This is a genomic window from Rhizobium cerradonense (assembly GCF_030182455.1).
GTDB lineage: Bacteria > Pseudomonadota > Alphaproteobacteria > Rhizobiales > Rhizobiaceae > Rhizobium.
Genome location: NZ_JAQJCK010000004.1, coordinates 62,277 through 77,016 on the forward strand (window position 1 = coordinate 62,277; position 14,740 = coordinate 77,016).

The 14,740-nt window shown below is 57.6% G+C and carries 12 protein-coding genes and 2 tRNA genes; 6 read left to right on the forward strand and 8 right to left on the reverse strand.

Annotated elements, in window-relative coordinates; translation table 11 throughout:
• Positions 1-218 precede the first annotated feature (218 nt).
• Genes PH547_RS10975 through PH547_RS10990 form a run of 4 tightly spaced genes read right to left on the reverse strand, consistent with a single transcriptional unit; the run spans position 219 to position 7,614 of the window.
• On the reverse strand, positions 219-1,673 hold the full coding sequence (locus PH547_RS10975) for a type I restriction-modification system subunit M (protein ID WP_285168249.1): 1,455 nt from the start codon (positions 1,671-1,673) through the stop codon (positions 219-221).
• A 9-nt stretch (positions 1,674-1,682) separates the two neighbouring features.
• Positions 1,683-3,362 carry a DUF262 domain-containing protein gene (locus PH547_RS10980; protein ID WP_285168250.1) on the reverse strand — a complete coding sequence of 560 codons (1,680 nt, stop codon included), beginning with the start codon at positions 3,360-3,362 and terminating at the stop codon, positions 1,683-1,685.
• Positions 3,359-4,876 carry a restriction endonuclease subunit S gene (locus PH547_RS10985; RefSeq protein ID WP_285168251.1) on the reverse strand — a complete coding sequence of 506 codons (1,518 nt, stop codon included), beginning with the start codon at positions 4,874-4,876 and terminating at the stop codon, positions 3,359-3,361. Before PH547_RS10985 ends, PH547_RS10980 begins: the two co-directional genes overlap by 4 nt.
• Positions 4,876-7,614, reverse strand: a complete 2,739-nt coding sequence (locus tag PH547_RS10990; protein WP_285168252.1) for a type I restriction endonuclease subunit R — start codon at positions 7,612-7,614, stop codon at positions 4,876-4,878. Before PH547_RS10990 ends, PH547_RS10985 begins: the two co-directional genes overlap by 1 nt.
• Positions 7,615-7,717: 103 nt before the next feature.
• Between PH547_RS10990 and PH547_RS10995 the strand changes: the two genes are divergently transcribed.
• Both PH547_RS10995 and PH547_RS11000 read left to right on the forward strand, forming a co-directional pair.
• Positions 7,718-8,698 (forward strand): DUF4357 domain-containing protein, encoded by a 981-nt coding sequence (locus tag PH547_RS10995; RefSeq protein WP_285168253.1) that lies wholly within the window; start codon positions 7,718-7,720, stop codon positions 8,696-8,698.
• 96 nt (positions 8,699-8,794) lie between these two features.
• Positions 8,795-8,884 (forward strand) — tRNA-Ser (locus PH547_RS11000).
• Between the two features lie 93 nt (positions 8,885-8,977).
• Here the strand turns inward: PH547_RS11000 and PH547_RS11005 are convergent.
• The 3 genes from PH547_RS11005 to PH547_RS11015 form a co-directional block, all read right to left on the reverse strand.
• Positions 8,978-9,100 carry a hypothetical protein gene (locus PH547_RS11005; protein ID WP_260303210.1) on the reverse strand — a complete coding sequence of 41 codons (123 nt, stop codon included), beginning with the start codon at positions 9,098-9,100 and terminating at the stop codon, positions 8,978-8,980.
• A 210-nt stretch (positions 9,101-9,310) separates the two neighbouring features.
• Complete coding sequence (locus tag PH547_RS11010; RefSeq protein ID WP_104824873.1) at positions 9,311-9,529, reverse strand: hypothetical protein; 219 nt, start codon at positions 9,527-9,529, stop codon at positions 9,311-9,313.
• 659 nt (positions 9,530-10,188) lie between these two features.
• Complete coding sequence (locus tag PH547_RS11015) at positions 10,189-11,097, reverse strand: DUF1003 domain-containing protein (RefSeq protein ID WP_104824872.1); 909 nt, start codon at positions 11,095-11,097, stop codon at positions 10,189-10,191.
• Between the two features lie 486 nt (positions 11,098-11,583).
• Between PH547_RS11015 and PH547_RS11020 the strand changes: the two genes are divergently transcribed.
• Positions 11,584-12,540 (forward strand): phytanoyl-CoA dioxygenase family protein, encoded by a 957-nt coding sequence (locus PH547_RS11020; protein ID WP_104824871.1) that lies wholly within the window; start codon positions 11,584-11,586, stop codon positions 12,538-12,540.
• A gap of 49 nt (positions 12,541-12,589) precedes the next feature.
• On the opposite strand, the gene PH547_RS11025 is transcribed toward PH547_RS11020, so the two are convergent.
• Entirely contained in the window at positions 12,590-12,880 is a 291-nt protein-coding gene (locus tag PH547_RS11025) for a BufA1 family periplasmic bufferin-type metallophore (RefSeq protein ID WP_104825277.1), read from the reverse strand.
• A 367-nt stretch (positions 12,881-13,247) separates the two neighbouring features.
• Here PH547_RS11025 and PH547_RS11030 point away from each other — a divergent pair, with 367 nt between their 5' ends.
• The 3 genes from PH547_RS11030 (at position 13,248) to PH547_RS11040 (ending at position 14,694) form a co-directional block, all read left to right on the forward strand.
• On the forward strand, positions 13,248-13,814 hold the full coding sequence (locus PH547_RS11030) for a sigma-70 family RNA polymerase sigma factor (protein WP_104824870.1): 567 nt from the start codon (positions 13,248-13,250) through the stop codon (positions 13,812-13,814).
• Positions 13,801-14,436 (forward strand): NrsF family protein, encoded by a 636-nt coding sequence (locus PH547_RS11035; protein ID WP_104824869.1) that lies wholly within the window; start codon positions 13,801-13,803, stop codon positions 14,434-14,436. Before PH547_RS11030 ends, PH547_RS11035 begins: the two co-directional genes overlap by 14 nt.
• Before the next feature lie 184 nt (positions 14,437-14,620).
• Positions 14,621-14,694, forward strand: a tRNA-Gln gene (locus PH547_RS11040).
• Positions 14,695-14,740: the final 46 nt, after the last annotated feature.

Sequence of the window (14,740 nt, forward strand, 5' to 3'; positions counted from 1 at the left end):
AACTGTCATCTGCACCGATAGGGACGAGCGGCCCGTTAATGGCTATGACTGAAAAGGCGGTCGTTGCCGGGATGTGTCGGCTACGACGCTCTCAGTCCGAGTAAGTCCTGGCGGATCCAAACTCGCCGTTCTTGCTCCAAGCGATGCCCGTCGTCGGCCTCGATTTCGAAAAGCCTACATCGATCCCAAGGAGAGCGTTCGGGTATCGGCGCGCTCAATCAGTCACCCGAGGCACTCAGAGCGTTTGCGACGCCGCGGAACTTGTCGAGCGCGAGTTCCAGGCTCTCGATGACTTCGGCGGCGACCTCATCCGGAGGCGGCAACAGGTCGGGGTCGTCGAGGCTGTCGTCCTTCAACCAGAAGAGATCGAGGTTGACTTTGTCGCGGGCGAGGAGAGCTTCGAGTGGGTAGCGTTTGAAGCGTTCGCCCTCCTCTCGCTCGTGGCGACGGCCGGACCTATAGCAGGCGACGAAGTCGTCGAGATCGGCACGGGTCATTGGGCGCTCCTTCAGGGTGAAGCGTTTGTTGGTCCTCAGATCGTAGATCCAGAGATCCTTGGTCGCGGCGACTTCGGACGGCGGTTTCTTGTCGAAGAAGAGCACATTCGCTTTGACGCCCTGCTTGTAGAAGATGCCGGTCGGCAGGCGGAGCAGGGTGTGGAAGTCGAAACTCTGCAGCAGGCGCCGGCGGATCGTCTCTCCGGCCCCGCCTTCGAAAAGCACGTTATCGGGTAGGACGACGCCCGCCTCCCCGTTCGGTGCGAGCACGGTCATGATGTGCTGCAGGAAGTTCAATTGCTTGTTCGACGTGGTAACGAAGAAGTCCTGGCGGTCATAGTCCTCGCGCTCGGTATCGATTTCGCCGTCATCGCGGATGACGCGATAGCTCTGCTTTTTTCCGAAGGGCGGATTGGCTAGCACGACGTCATAGGTCTTGCCGCTGGCGCCGAGCAAGGCGTCTTTCTGTTCCACGATCGAATCGACACCGGTGATACCGTGGAGATAAAGGTTCATTGCGGCGAGCCGCACGACCTCGGGCACAATGTCCACTCCGGAGAACTTGTTTTTGAGTGCCGAATAGACCGCGCGATCGCGGGCCCTCGGATGTTTCTTCATATGCTCCCAGGCAGCGAGCAGGAATCCCGCCGTGCCGCAGGCCGGGTCGTGCACCGTCTGGTGTGGCTTGGGATCGACTACCTCGACCATTGCGTCGATCACCGGACGTGGCGTGAAGTATTGCCCGGCCCCGGATTTGACGTCCTCGGCGTTGCGCGCCAGCAGCCCTTCGTAGATGTCGCCCTTCACATCGACCGGCAGGCCGAGCCAGGTCTCGCTATCGATTAGGCCGACGAGGCGCTTCAGCTTGGCCGGATCCTGGATCTCGTTCTGAGCCTTGAGGAAGATCGCGCCGATGATGCCGCCCTGCTTCGCCAGGGCCTCCAAGAGTTTGCCGTAGGCGGTGCTCAGCGCCTCGCCGGAGAGATCTCGGATATCCGACCAACAGGCGCCTTTCGGCAGCATGGAAGCCTCGCCGATCTGCGTCACCCGCTCGTCATCCATCTTGAGGAAGAGCAGGTAAGAGATCTGGCTGATATAGGCCTGGTAGGAAACGCCTTGGTCGCGCAGCACATGCGCGAAATTCCAGACCTTGGCGACGAGGGTTTGGGAATTCATCATGCGTCCTTAAGCTAACCGCCAGAGCTTCTCGATAGCTCCAATCAACTCGGCCTGACGCTTTTGCATGGTGTCGATGTTCCAAGTTGTCTCTGCAAGGACTTTGCTAGTCAGCGCGAAGTTTGCCACACCTGCTTTTGTCGAGAAGTATTTCGACTTCTTGTCGGCGAATTCATAATTGCTGGCCTGAGAGTTCTTTCGTCTGGTCAACAATACCAGATTGGCGAGTTTGTGGACCCACTTCTGTCTGTCAGCTTCAGTTGGAAAGTCAATCGACCATTGGCTAGCTGCCGGTGGGTTCTGTGGCAGCACATGCTCTACACTGACAACCGGCGTATTGTAGACTGCACTACCGCCAGACAGCAGCTCGTCAAGCCGCAGCAGAAGCGGAAGTCTTATGCGCGTCACAGTGTATATATCCCCTCCGAGGGATTTACGCACTTCGAGCTTTTCATTGTCGTCGAGCTGAAGAGCAGAACCCTCTGCGAAAAGATCGTCCTTTGCCTGTATTGATGCCAGCAGCTTGCCGTATCGCCGTATGCGTTCGGAGGGATCCCGGCGCATCAAGAACATCCCGTAGGCGAGCCGTTCAAGGTCCGACAGGAACTGGAGGATGAAATCAGGGTCGTCGCGATAGCGGGCAATGACTTCAATTGCCGGTGGCTGCCAGTCAAAATTATCAAGGCGCGAAAGGTGGGTGAGCTGCCGATTAATCGCGTCCGCGTTTTTGAAGCTGGAGAAGCTCCGATCTGTGATTTCCTCGTAGGCGTTAGCATAGGGGGACAGCTCACTGTCGATGAAGTTTGCCGGGGCCTTTCGCGTTGGCACAAACTCTCTGAACTCTGCGATGAGTGTTCCTTGCATCTTCTGCTTGCGATGAATCATGCGGATATGGCCGAACAACTCAGCGAAACGAGCGCGACCGAGTTCGTCTTCCATGTCCTCCCATTTCTCAGTGTATTCCTCCTGCTTATCAGCAGAAAGCGCGCCGATGATCTCTGCCTTCAAGACGTCCGCCGGTGAGAGGTCTAGGCCCCTGGAGTTCATGACGGAGAAGATACGGAAAGCCGAATCCTGATCCGAGGCAGCGACGAGGACAAGATAGCAGCGCTGCGCGATGAACATCGTCAGCCGTCGGCATTGCTCCTCGGACAATTCGTTCAGGCGTTCGCGCAAGAAGGCGGCGTTTTCCAGCATACGCGCGCGGGCGTCCTTCAACTGGCGCACATCGGGCAAGGTGGCAGTCGCTCCCTCAGCCTGGATCGCGGTTCTGAAAAAGCTTGCATCACGCTCGCGAGTCGTCAGCCTAAAGACGTCCTCCGTCCCCTTGATGGGGTCGCCGGTTTGACAAATGTAACCATGAATTGCGCCGGCGATCTTTGGTTCAGCCAGATCCCGCAGGACACTGAGTAGGATCGTGAGGGTTGTCAGCCTCTGCTGGCCATCGACCACGTCTGCTTCCGGCTTTTGCGGATCCTTGATCAGCACCACGCTCCCCAGGAAATAGGGGCTTGCATCGGCAACATTGCCAGTGGTGCCGCAAGCTGTCTGGATGTCGTCCAGCAATTCGCTGGCTTCTTCAGTAGTCCAGGCGTAAGGCCGTTGATACGATGGGATCCGAAACAGATATTTGTCGCAGAATATATCAAGGATCGGTTTCTCACCGGCCTCAATCGTGTGGCGTATCATGTGCTGCTTCTCCCCCTGGTCTTTTTCGCCGATGCACGATGGCGCTTGGATGGATTGACGGTGCGAGCGGATATATTCGTGAGTAGCGCTGAGGCAGGCTCGTCGTGCGGATCCTGAGGGACGAGCGTGCCTTCGAAAGCAGATTTGAGGATGGCCTGGCGGAGACGGGCGGCGTCAGCGGTTTGGACTTCAAACAGTGTGACGGCGTCTGAACATACTGCCAGGCCTTCAGATACTCGACGGAGGATTTCGCCTATCTCCGAGGTCGGTGGGATCGGAATCGGTAATCTGCGCAATATCGCGCCGCTTATTTTTGGCATGGTCCCGGCAGTTCCAGTCGCGTTGTCCATCATGAACTTCCGACCCATTGGGGAGTTGGCCACTCGCCATATCCACTCCGCTAACCAGCGATCGCTGGTTCGGACACGGATCATCAGGTCGGGGTAGACGTAGGTAGACTCCGGCCCATCATAAATTGCCGCTATGCCCACATATTCGATCGTGTTGCCGCGCTGAAAAAGTAGATCACCCGGCACTAGATAGAGATCAGATCCCTGTTCAATCGTTTCGGATAAAGTCTTCGTGGCTCGGTCAGACAGATCAATCTCGCCTCGAGTTGTGGCTGTCAGCTTGAGCGAAAGAGTTCCAGACCCATCTGAACTCGTCTTCGGCGAATAGCCATTTGTTGGCCCGGACACGATGATTTCATCGAGACGTGCCCAAGCCCATCCCTCAGGCAGATCCGGCAACTCCGAAGTGTCCAGCGGCTCGCCCGCCCGCGCTCGCTTGTCTCGCCCATTGGGCGCCTTTACCGCGCGCTCAGCCCTGATGCGGGCGAGCAGGTCATGGCCGGTCTCGGTGGGCTTGTTGGTTTCGCGCCAGTCGCGGGTGAGTTCGCCAGTAACGGCGGCCTTCAACAGGGATCGACGGAAGGTCTCCAGCCCCTTGCGCGCCTCTTCCAGCGCTGCTTCGCCATCGGCGATCTCGGCAAACAGGGCATCGATGCGTTCGACGATGCGGCGTTGTTCGGCGAGGGGCGCGAGGGGGAATGAGAAGCCACCGATTTTTGGGAAATCGATTCTAGGTCGATCTCCACTGACCGCGCTCATCGCTTGATTCACAAAGCGGCGACCATGGAGATAGAATTGCAGAAATCTCGGTTCGATACTGCTGACGATCGCCAGCAGTTCGCCCGAGGCAGCTCCTTCTGAATCGGCTATCGCCGTCTTGTTGAGGTAGGGCCTTAAGCGTCCGTAAAGGATGTCGCCGGCCTCAAACTTATTTCCGGTGCTCTTCATCGTAGCGAATGACTTAGTATGTAAGATACGAAGTCCATCATTCGCGATGTCATCCATCCCAACGAACGGTAGGTCCGGAGCGTCCAAGGGATCGACTTTCTCACCGCGGAGGCGCGCGACTGACCCTATCTCAGTCCAGCACCAGTTCGTCGGCAGATCCCAGAGCTCATCGTCCGAGCCGCCCTCCCGCTCCGTTGGAGCCACCGTCATGTCCATTACGCCACCAAGACTTCCGTCAGTTCATCGAGCAGAGCCGGCAAGCGCGCGCCGAACAGGCCGCGTGCCTTGATCATGCCGCCGCGCCCGGCAAATTCCGGGGCGTCCATGATGTCTTCCGGGCGGATCTCGATATTGACCGCTAGATGATCACGGATCGCCAGGAGCCAGGCGCGCTGTTCATCGCTATAAGTTCGGCCGGCCTTTTCTTCGCGGCCAAGCCAGAGATTGAACCGCCCGGCCACTAGCGATGATAGCGGCTCCAGCGATTCGGCTTCTCCCATAGCATAGCGCACCAGCATGACGATATCGGCGAGCGTGCCAGCGGGGTTACCACGCACCTTTTCCGAGGCGAGACGTTTATAGGCACGCCAGATATCCACCGGTTCCAGAAGCCACGGCGGGCGCTTCAGCGCATCCCGCAACTCATCCACCCCCTCATAGGTCAAATGCTTCTGGGCATAGGGGCGATGATAGAGGATCTGCAGGGCAACCAGCTCGTCCTGTTTTTCCTCGAGAAATTTCTGAAAGCGATCCACCGTGTCGCTCGCTTTGCGCTCGTCCCAGCCAGAGGAGACGACGGCATCAATGGAGACCTGGTCAATGCGGATGTCGGCCGCAGCCTTTATATCCTTTAACAGTCCGCGAAGCTTCGGTTCGTCGAACAGCGCAGCCGCCTTTTCCTTCACTGCATCCTTTGCATGCTTCTGTTCTGGCTCGGGGGCTTCCTTCGGCACATGGGTAGCCAGGACATCAGGATCGATTGCGTCAAGCAAACGAGACGCGAGATCCTTGAGGTCGAGGCCGCCCGTTGCTTTGACAACGGCTGCCCGGTCCTTTTCGCCGATCCGACGGTCCAGGGCGGCCAGCCGCGCGGCAAGTGTTGCAAAAGCGTCGTCATCGCGGCGACCGGCTGCAATTTCGTCGATCAGCTTGTCAAAGGAGATAACCCGGTTGCGTTCCAGCGGCTGGGAGATGCTCTTCAGGCTTTCAGAGACGCCGACGGCATCGACCAGGACGAAACGTGTCTTCGCCTGGGCGTCCGGCGTCACCTCGCGTAGCTTCTCCGGGCTAATGGTGCGGGCGCCGCGACCCTTCATTTGCTCGAAATAAAGCTCGGACTTGACGTCGCGTAGGAAGATCAGTGCCTCAAGTGGTTTCACATCGGTGCCGGTTGCGATCATGTCGACGGTGACGGCAATGCGCGGGTTATAATCATTGCGGAATGTGCGGATCAACTGCTCCGGATCGGCACCGTCGATCTTGTAGGTGATCTTCTTGGCGAAATCGTTGCCCTTGCCAAAGACATCGCGGACGATTGTCACGATCTCCTCGGCGTGATGATCGTCCTTCGCGAAGATCAACGTCTTTGGCACTTCATGACGGCCGGGGAACAGTTCCGTAAAGAGAGAATCGCGATAGGTTTCCAGCACGGTGCGGATCTGGTTCGGCACCACCACCGTGCGGTCGAGTTGATCGGCGGCATAGGCGAAGTCTTCAGTCAACGTTTCATAACGCTCAGCGCGAGTGCGCTTATCGCGGACCGGCAGATCATAGCCTGCCTTAACAGTGGAGCCGCGTTCGCCGATCTCGGTGCGGATGCGGAAGATCTCAAAACCGACGTTGACGCCATCCACCACGGATCGCTCGTAGGGATATTGCGCAACGAGATTGCGACCGAAGAAGCCGAGTGTGTGCAGCGAGGGCGTCGCCGTCAAGCCGACGATGAAGGCGTCGAAGTAGTCCAGCACCTGGCGCCAAGTCCCGTAGATCGATCTATGGCATTCGTCGGTGATGACGAGATCAAAGCTCTCGATCGGAATCGACGGATTGTAGTTGACGAAACGCTCCTGCCCGCCCGCAATAGTCTCAAAGGCGGACACCTCTTCGTCATCGTCATCCAGCGCCTTACCAGTCAGCACCGAATAGACCCGCTGGATCGTTGCCACGACGATCTGCGCATCCTTGTCGATGCCAGCGCTGCCGAGCTTCTGGACGTTATAGATCTCCGAAAACGAACGACCGGTGCCGGGAGGGCGATAGGCGAGGTATTCATCGCGCGTCTGGCGGACGAGGTTTGCCCGGTCGGCGAGGAAGAGGATGCGTTTGAAGCCAGCATGAGCGAGCAGGCGATAGCTTAGGGTCGCTGCCGTGAACGTCTTGCCGGCACCGGTCGCCATCTGCACCAAGGCGCGAGGACGGTTTTGGGCCAATGACTGCTCGAGGTTCGTCACTGCGTCGATCTGGCAGTTGCGCAGATCGTCTTCAACTAGGGGCGGCATGTGTTGAAGCCGGGCGCGCAGCGTCGCCAGCTCACGCAGCCGGAGCTCCAGCGTCTCTGGGCGGTGGAATGCGAAGACGTGACGGGAGACTGGTTGCGGATCGGCATGATCACGGAACAACGTCTCGCTACCAGAGGCGACATATTCGAAACGCACTTGGCCATCCTCACGGACCAGATGGCCGGGCATATCGTGGATGTAGCGAGCCGCCTGATCGGAGAAGCCGGAGAGAGTGGTGCCTTCCGCCTTGGCTTCGACGACACCGCAGAGCCTTCGGCCGACGAAGAGGGCGTAGTCGACTGGACCAGACGCGGTCTGGAACTCGCGCACCGCAACGCCCGGGCCGGCACCTAGATTCATATCCGAGCGTGACTGGACCACCCACCCACAGCCGATCAGCTGCCGGTCGATCAGTAACCGGGCACGATCCTCAGGATGGAAGGCGTCATTGCTCATGGGCGGAGATTACGAACGTCAGTGAAATTAGGGAAGCCGCTTTCGCACGCTGAGGCTGAAAATAAAAAGCAATACTTCTGACATACGTGCATGGATGCGTGCTATGGACACTTTGGGCGTCTATCGAATGGATCGACTCATGAGTTATGGTGAAATGGTTGGTCGGGTCGTGAAAATTTTTATCACGGGCCAGGATCCACGAAGCTTGCGCACCGTCGAGCTTGACAACTGGACCGGCGTTGCCATTACGGGACAGCCCGAATTCTTCAAGAAGGCACTCGAGGCTGAGGTTTTAAGCCGTTCATGCGTCTACCTGCTCATTCGCAGCGGTGCCGATGATGATCTGCCGGAAATCTACGTTGGCGAGAGTGATGATTTTTCACAGCGCTACACGAGCGGCAAGTTTCCCATCGAATTCGATACTTTCTTGATATTCACGAGCAAAGACGACAACCTTACCCGTGCGCATGTGAAATGGCTGGAGCTGAAGCTCTGGGCGATCCTTAGAGGGAACAGTGGCAAAGTAGTCGTGGCGAATTCGAACACGCCGACGGGCTCTAACCTTCCGCGCGCCGACATCGCCACAATGCAAACTTACCTCGGCAACATGATCTACGTGCTCGAGGCGCTGGGATACGATCTCTTTTCGGTGCAGGAGCGCACATCCGTGTCTCCAGCTAAACAAAGCGATGCGCCAGCGGCTGAAGCTCCCAGCCTATCGCTTAACCTATATGCGACGTTGCCGAAGAGGCCAGATGACCGTGCTTTCCTGCGGTATTCTGACGGTGCATATATCCTGACCGCGGGCTCAAAGATAAACGTGAAAATCACGGACAGCTTGCCAGCGAACGTGAAGAAGTTGCGTGATCAGTTGATGGCAGACGGTGGTCTGGCTCAGCACGCCGACTACCTTGAGCTGACGCGAGACATCCCATTTTCAAAACCTTCGCCAGCCTCGGCTCTGGTCAAGGGACGAAGCTCGACTGGTTACTTGGACTGGGTCCGGGAAAACGACGGCGTGCCGCTTGGAGCCGTCCTTGGAATTGTTGCGTCTTCCACTCCAATGGAGGAAACGGCACAGTGAGGCCACACTCCAGTGCGGACCGCTTGTGAATTGCCATCCCATCCTTCTCTCGCTATGAGAACGCCCGCGCCGAGAAACGCGCCGACCAGCATAACCGGAGAGGTGGCAGAGTGGTCGAATGCACCGCACTCGAAATGCGGCATGCCTGCAAGGGCATCGTGGGTTCAAATCCCACCCTCTCCGCCATTGTCTTGTGCAGAATGCTGATTTTCCGGTTTCCCAAGCTGGAAGCCTTCCGCCAAAAGCCGAGCCCAGCCCGCCGATTGAATACGCCCAGCCTCATCGAAAATGCAAAAGAAACATCGTCGGCCCGACCAAAGTCATGGCGAAGATGAATAGTGATATGCCGAGCTTCAGTATCTTCATGCGGCGTGTCTTCACGCCATCCCAGTCGTAGTCCATGGCTATATCCCCCTTCCTTATTTGCACCGAGTTCGACGGCGCATTAGGAGTATCTTGTATGAGGGATGTGCGAGGCTTGCCGCGCTGCTGGGGAGTCTTTCTTCGACCGCCAGAGCGGCGTGCGTTCATTTGAACGCACGAAGGTCGCTCCGGTCTTTCGAATGGGTGTACTTTTCGCTTTCGGTCGATTTCGCCTGAAAGCGGGATGCTCTACGTGCGATGGAAGACTTCGTCCGTTAGCAGCAAAAGGAAATTCTCGTCGTCCAGTTTGTTGGCGATCTGGCCGTCTTCCGTCATGTAGTCGAAAACGGGGCCTCCCGGTCGGTCCGAGAAGGCGAATTTGGGCCATTTCAATTGTTCGATAATGACGATGCGGCGTCCGGCGTCATTTTCGCATGCTATTCTTTTGGTCTCCTCGAAGTAGGTCATGGCGACACCTCAGTAGTAGTTCCAAACTGAAGCTTAGGTCGCGCTAACAGCGAGTCAACCTTAACATCGTGGCTAACACGTAAGTATTATCGCGCCCCGCGCCCTTCATTCGATCTATCGCCTTGGGCGGCATCACGAAAATCGCCGTTCGATGAACTCTCCAAGTGCGCGGCCTCATCCGTTTTAGCTACTTTAAGAGTGCTAAATTGACCAATAACAACTTCAGGTTTATTGTTGTCTCTCTAACGTAATGGAGAGGGGCATGAGAACGTTCGTGTGTTTTCTCGTCGTATTTTGGGGTGCCACGGCCGCAGGCGCAGCGCAAAACATTATACGTGTGTCGTCGATAATACCCGCAGCCGAGATCGCAGAAAGTGCCTTGTTGCTGCCGGGCCGCACGGACACGACCGGTTGCGTCTATACTAAAAAATACGGTCCTGACGGGGTTCGACTATGCTGCCGGCGGGCTGCCGGCTTACCGTCGAGCGAATCTGCGCCGGCAAAAGCGCGGGTGGTCGTTCACCCGTAGCCTTGCTCGCATTGCCCGGATTTCGAAAACCGGGTGCATTTGCTGTTTGAATGAGGAGGCCGGGGCGACGACGGCGGCCTCTCAACGTGTATGCCTGTGTAGAGCCGATGCGCTAGCGGACGGCCGGACCCTACTCCTGTGAATCATCAGACTCTTCGGGCTTGGGCTTGGCGCCGAAGAGGCTCTTCAAGGCATTGGTCTTCACTTTCGATGCCTTGCTGACTTTCAGGGCGCGCGTGGCCGCCTTGGCTTGTTCCAGCATCATCTCGATCTGGATCTGCTGGATTTCGGTCAGCCGCTCCCATTGGCGATTGAGCAGATGGTCGACTTTTTCGTGCAGGTGGCGGATTTCCAGTTCGGCTTTCAGGTTGACCTTATAGTCGTTGAGGGCACGCAACCGGTCCTTTGCTTCCTGCCGGCGCTGGCTCATCATGATGATCGGCGCCTGCAGGGCGGCGATGGTCGAAAGGATCAGGTTCAGCAGGATGAAGGGATAGGCGTCGAAGGCTTTGCTTTCGCCCATGGCGAGGTTGATGCCCATCCACACCGTCAGGAACAAGCAGAATGAGATGATGAAGGTCCAACTGCCGCCGAAGGCTGCGACCATATCGGCCATTCGGTCGCCGATGGAGCGATGGTCCTCGTAATCCTCTTCGATGTTCTCGGCCAGGGTGTCGTGCGTCTTCAAGCTTTCGACGACTTCGTCCTCCAAGTTCGAAAGCTCGCCGCGCTCGTCCGTCAGCAGCTCGGCGATATATTGGGCGCGATAGTCGTCCATCGCCTTGCGGCTGATATAGTCGTCGGAGCGGATGCCCGGATGTTTCTGGCGCACGAATTCCGCAAGCGATGGGCGCAGGTCATCGAAATGGACCGCATCCTTCTTCTTGAGGGTTGCGCCGGTAATGGCGTCGACGAGCTTGACCGACTTGGCCTTCGCCTGCGCGAGGCTTTTCGTATAGTCGTCCATCTCCACGGTCGCTGCTTCGCCTTCGCCCGCGTCAAAATCGACTATACCTTCCGCCGGATCTGTCTCTGTCATATCGCCCTCTTTCGCAGTTGCTGGTCGTCTAGCCGATGATCGGAACAGGATTGTGACTGTAGATTGGCGGCGCGATTGGCTTTGACAAAACTGTCCGGTTCTGCCTCAGTCTCGGCCGGCCACTCCTTCTCTGTAAATGCTCCTAGCGATCTTATCCTAAGCAATGGCAAATAAATTTATGCTGCAAGTGCGTTGGCCCAGCGAATGATGCTCCATTCGCCCATCGCCAGAAATATATTAGCAACATTTAACAACTGATCCGTGAGTCATTGAAATCGCTTGTAAAATCGCAAGGCGATTGCCTCGCAAATTTTCGTCAAACAAGCAGAAATGTGCGTTTTGAGCCCCTTGACCATGGTGAGTGGGTTTCTATTTGCCGCAGTGCAGCAGGCGTCTCGCAACGCCTTACAGTGGCCAACTTCCAACGAATTTCTCAATAGGCCTCGGCCTGTTGCATGGATTTATGCGCGTGCGGAAAGGATACTTATGCACAATCCCCCGGCAGATGACTTGGAGTCCATCGCCCGGCAGGGCGGTCGTCTCAAGCGAATGGCTGTTCGCATACCCACCTATTTGACGGATGTGCGGGAAAATCCGGCTTGGTTGCCGATGTTTCTGCTGGCGCGAACGATGCCGTTTCGGCGCATGCATTGGTTCGCGACCAGGCGGCCGGTGGCGCGTCCAGGGGCCGGCACATCGATGTTCACGGGGGTCGAGTGCGATGCTGTCGTCAATGCGCTGCGAACCGACGGGCTTTTTCCCGGCCTGATACTGCCCGACAATATTCATCGGGAAATTGCCGAGTTTGCCGGGAGCACCGGCTGCTTCGGCAATTTCGACAGGAAGCTGGAATTCGTGGCGCCCGAACATACGGATGCGGAGGCGCGATTCGGGCGCTCGCTCCTCAGCGGGCATTTTTTCGAGCGTTCGCTCGATTGCGACGCGGTGCTGGCGGTTCAGCGCGATCCGCTGCTCGGGGACGTCGCCCGACATTATCTCGGCGGGCAGGCCCAGGTGATAACCACCCGCATCTGGTGGAGTTTTCCGACAAAATCGGCCTCCGAGGCCGAGTTAAGCCGTGCCTCGTTCAAATATCATTTCGACCTTGATGACTGGCGAATGCTGAAGTTCTTTTTCAATCTGGTCGATGTGGATGAAGGCACCGGGCCGCATGTCTTCGTCAAGGGCAGCCACAGACGGCGGCGGATGAAGCATCAATTGACGCTCCTCGTCGGCCATCCGGCGGAGGAGGTGCTTCGATTTTACGGAGAGGAAAGCGCCGTCACGCTGACCGGCAAGGCCGGTTTCGGCTTCGTCGAAGATCCCTTCGGTTTCCACATGGGCACCATGCCGACGCAAAAGCCGCGGCTGATGATGGAAGTCGGCTTCGGCGTTTCGAAACCGTCTCGCCGCCGATTCCATGGGGAGCCGGTCTTGCGGTAGATGATGGTCCATGGGCTCTGCCCGGACGCTGTTCATTCGGGCGGTTTTTTCAGATAGGCGCCGGTCCCTCTGCCAAGGTGCCATGGCCGTTCGGCGTCTGGATCGTTTCGCAGGTTCCGGCAGGAACCAGTTTCCAGGCATTCTGCTGGTAGTCGATTGTCGAGGTGCCGGCACAGGTGGTGCCCGCGCCGGTGGCGCAATCGTTCTGACCCTTGAGCGCAACGCCGTAGCACTTTTCCTTGGCCTTGCTGTCGGCTGCTGTAGCGGGAGCGGCGACAAGGGATGCGACCGCGGAGGCCAGCATGCCGGCAATGGCCACCGTGACGACGCTGTCTTTCATCATCCTGGCTCCCTCAAGCGTACAAAGCGTCGTTGCATTGCACTGACGTCGATAGAAACGCTCGGCGTATATTACAGCATTAGCGGTGATGTTTGATTGCTGTCCAAATTCCTGCGAGAGCAGTCTATTACTCGATTCCTTGCATGTATACCGGGAGCAGGGATGAGCTTTGGTTCTGTAAGCAGGGAAGATACCATGGCCGAGGGGCATTATTAGACTGATCGTCAGATAGCGGCCTTTCCAAGCTGCGCTCTTTCATGTCTCATAACGGTCGAATCACTGGCTGAAATCCGCTTCAGGCAAGGTTTTGCAAAAGAATGACCATTGCCAGTAACAAAATCGTGGAGTCGCGCGTAGGAGATGTCGAATGAATTATTCGGCGCGCGAAGAGGAATGGGCAGTCTGGATGCGGGCAGCCATAGACGGCGATGCGCAGGCCTATCATCGCTTCCTGTCCACTGTCACTCCGCATTTGCGCGCCATGGCGCGCCGACGTTGCGATCAGTTCGGCGCGCCGGCAAGCGAGGCCGAGGACGTGGTCCAGGAAGTGCTACTGACGATCCATCTCAAACGCGGAACGTGGGACATCTCCCGTCCCATCGGGCCGTGGCTATCGACCATCGTGCGCAACAAGCTGATAGACAGCCTGAGGCGACGCGGGCGGCATATGAGCGTGCCGATCGACGATGTCATCGATATTTTGGAGGCGGAAGAGCAGACGGATGCCTTGGATCGCCTTGATGTCGATCACATGCTGGAGCAATTGAAGGATCCGCAGCGAACCATCGTACGCTCGATTTCCGTCGAGGGAACAAGCGTGCGCGAGACGGCCGATCGGCTGAAGATGACGGAGGGTGCGGTGCGCGTCGCCCTGCATCGCGCATTGAAGGCGCTTGCCGCCTTATATCGGAGCGAGACCAGTGAAAACCGATGACCTCATCAATCTTCTGGCGCAGGATGCGCCGGTCCGCGCGCGGATCGGGCAGGCGCTGACGCTGGCGGTCGTCGGTGGCATCCTCATCAGCGGCGCGATCTTTTTCGCTGCAATCGGGTTTCGTCCCGATATCGGCAATGCCATGGAAACGATCCGCTTCCTGTTCAAATTCGTCGTCACCATTGCGCTGGCCGTCACCGCCGGTGCCGTCGTCTTCCGCATCGGCCGGCCCGGCGTATCGTTGCGCCCCTGGGGCTGGATGCTTTTTGCCGCCCCGCTGTTGTTGGCTGCTGCCGCGCTGGCCGAAATGATGGTCATGCCGGTCGATAGCTGGGGCGCGCGGATGATCGGGCACAATGCCCGCTTTTGCCTGACCTTCATTCCGCTACTGTCGATCGGCCCGCTTGCCTGCTTCCTTTTCGCACTGCGCCAAGGAGCGCCGGAAAATCCGGGCATCGCCGGCGCGGTCGCCGGGCTCGCAGCAAGCGGCATCGCCGCCACCTTCTATGCTTCCAATTGCACGGACGACAGCCCGCTCTTTGTTTTGCTCTGGTATCCGATCGCCGTCGCTGCGGTGACGGCGGTTGGATATTTCGCTGGTAAGCGCATGCTGCGCTGGTGATGTAGCTGCTGTTGTCGGTGGCCAGCCGATTTTAGATATAGGCTGGAAACGCCGCTATTCAGGGACTATCTTGTCTCTTGCCCAAAAAATCGCATTCGCTGGCGTTAAAGTGTTTGCATCCGCGGCGAATTCCATTATAGAGGCGCTGCTTTCCCCGCGGGGGCGTCCATCGTCCGGCGGCTGTTGGGAAATAGTTCAATGGTAGAACAGCGGACTCTGACTCCGTTAATCTTGGTTCGAATCCAGGTTTCCCAGCCATATTCCTTGTTTTAATTCAATAACTTAGCTCCACGTCGCCAGTGTC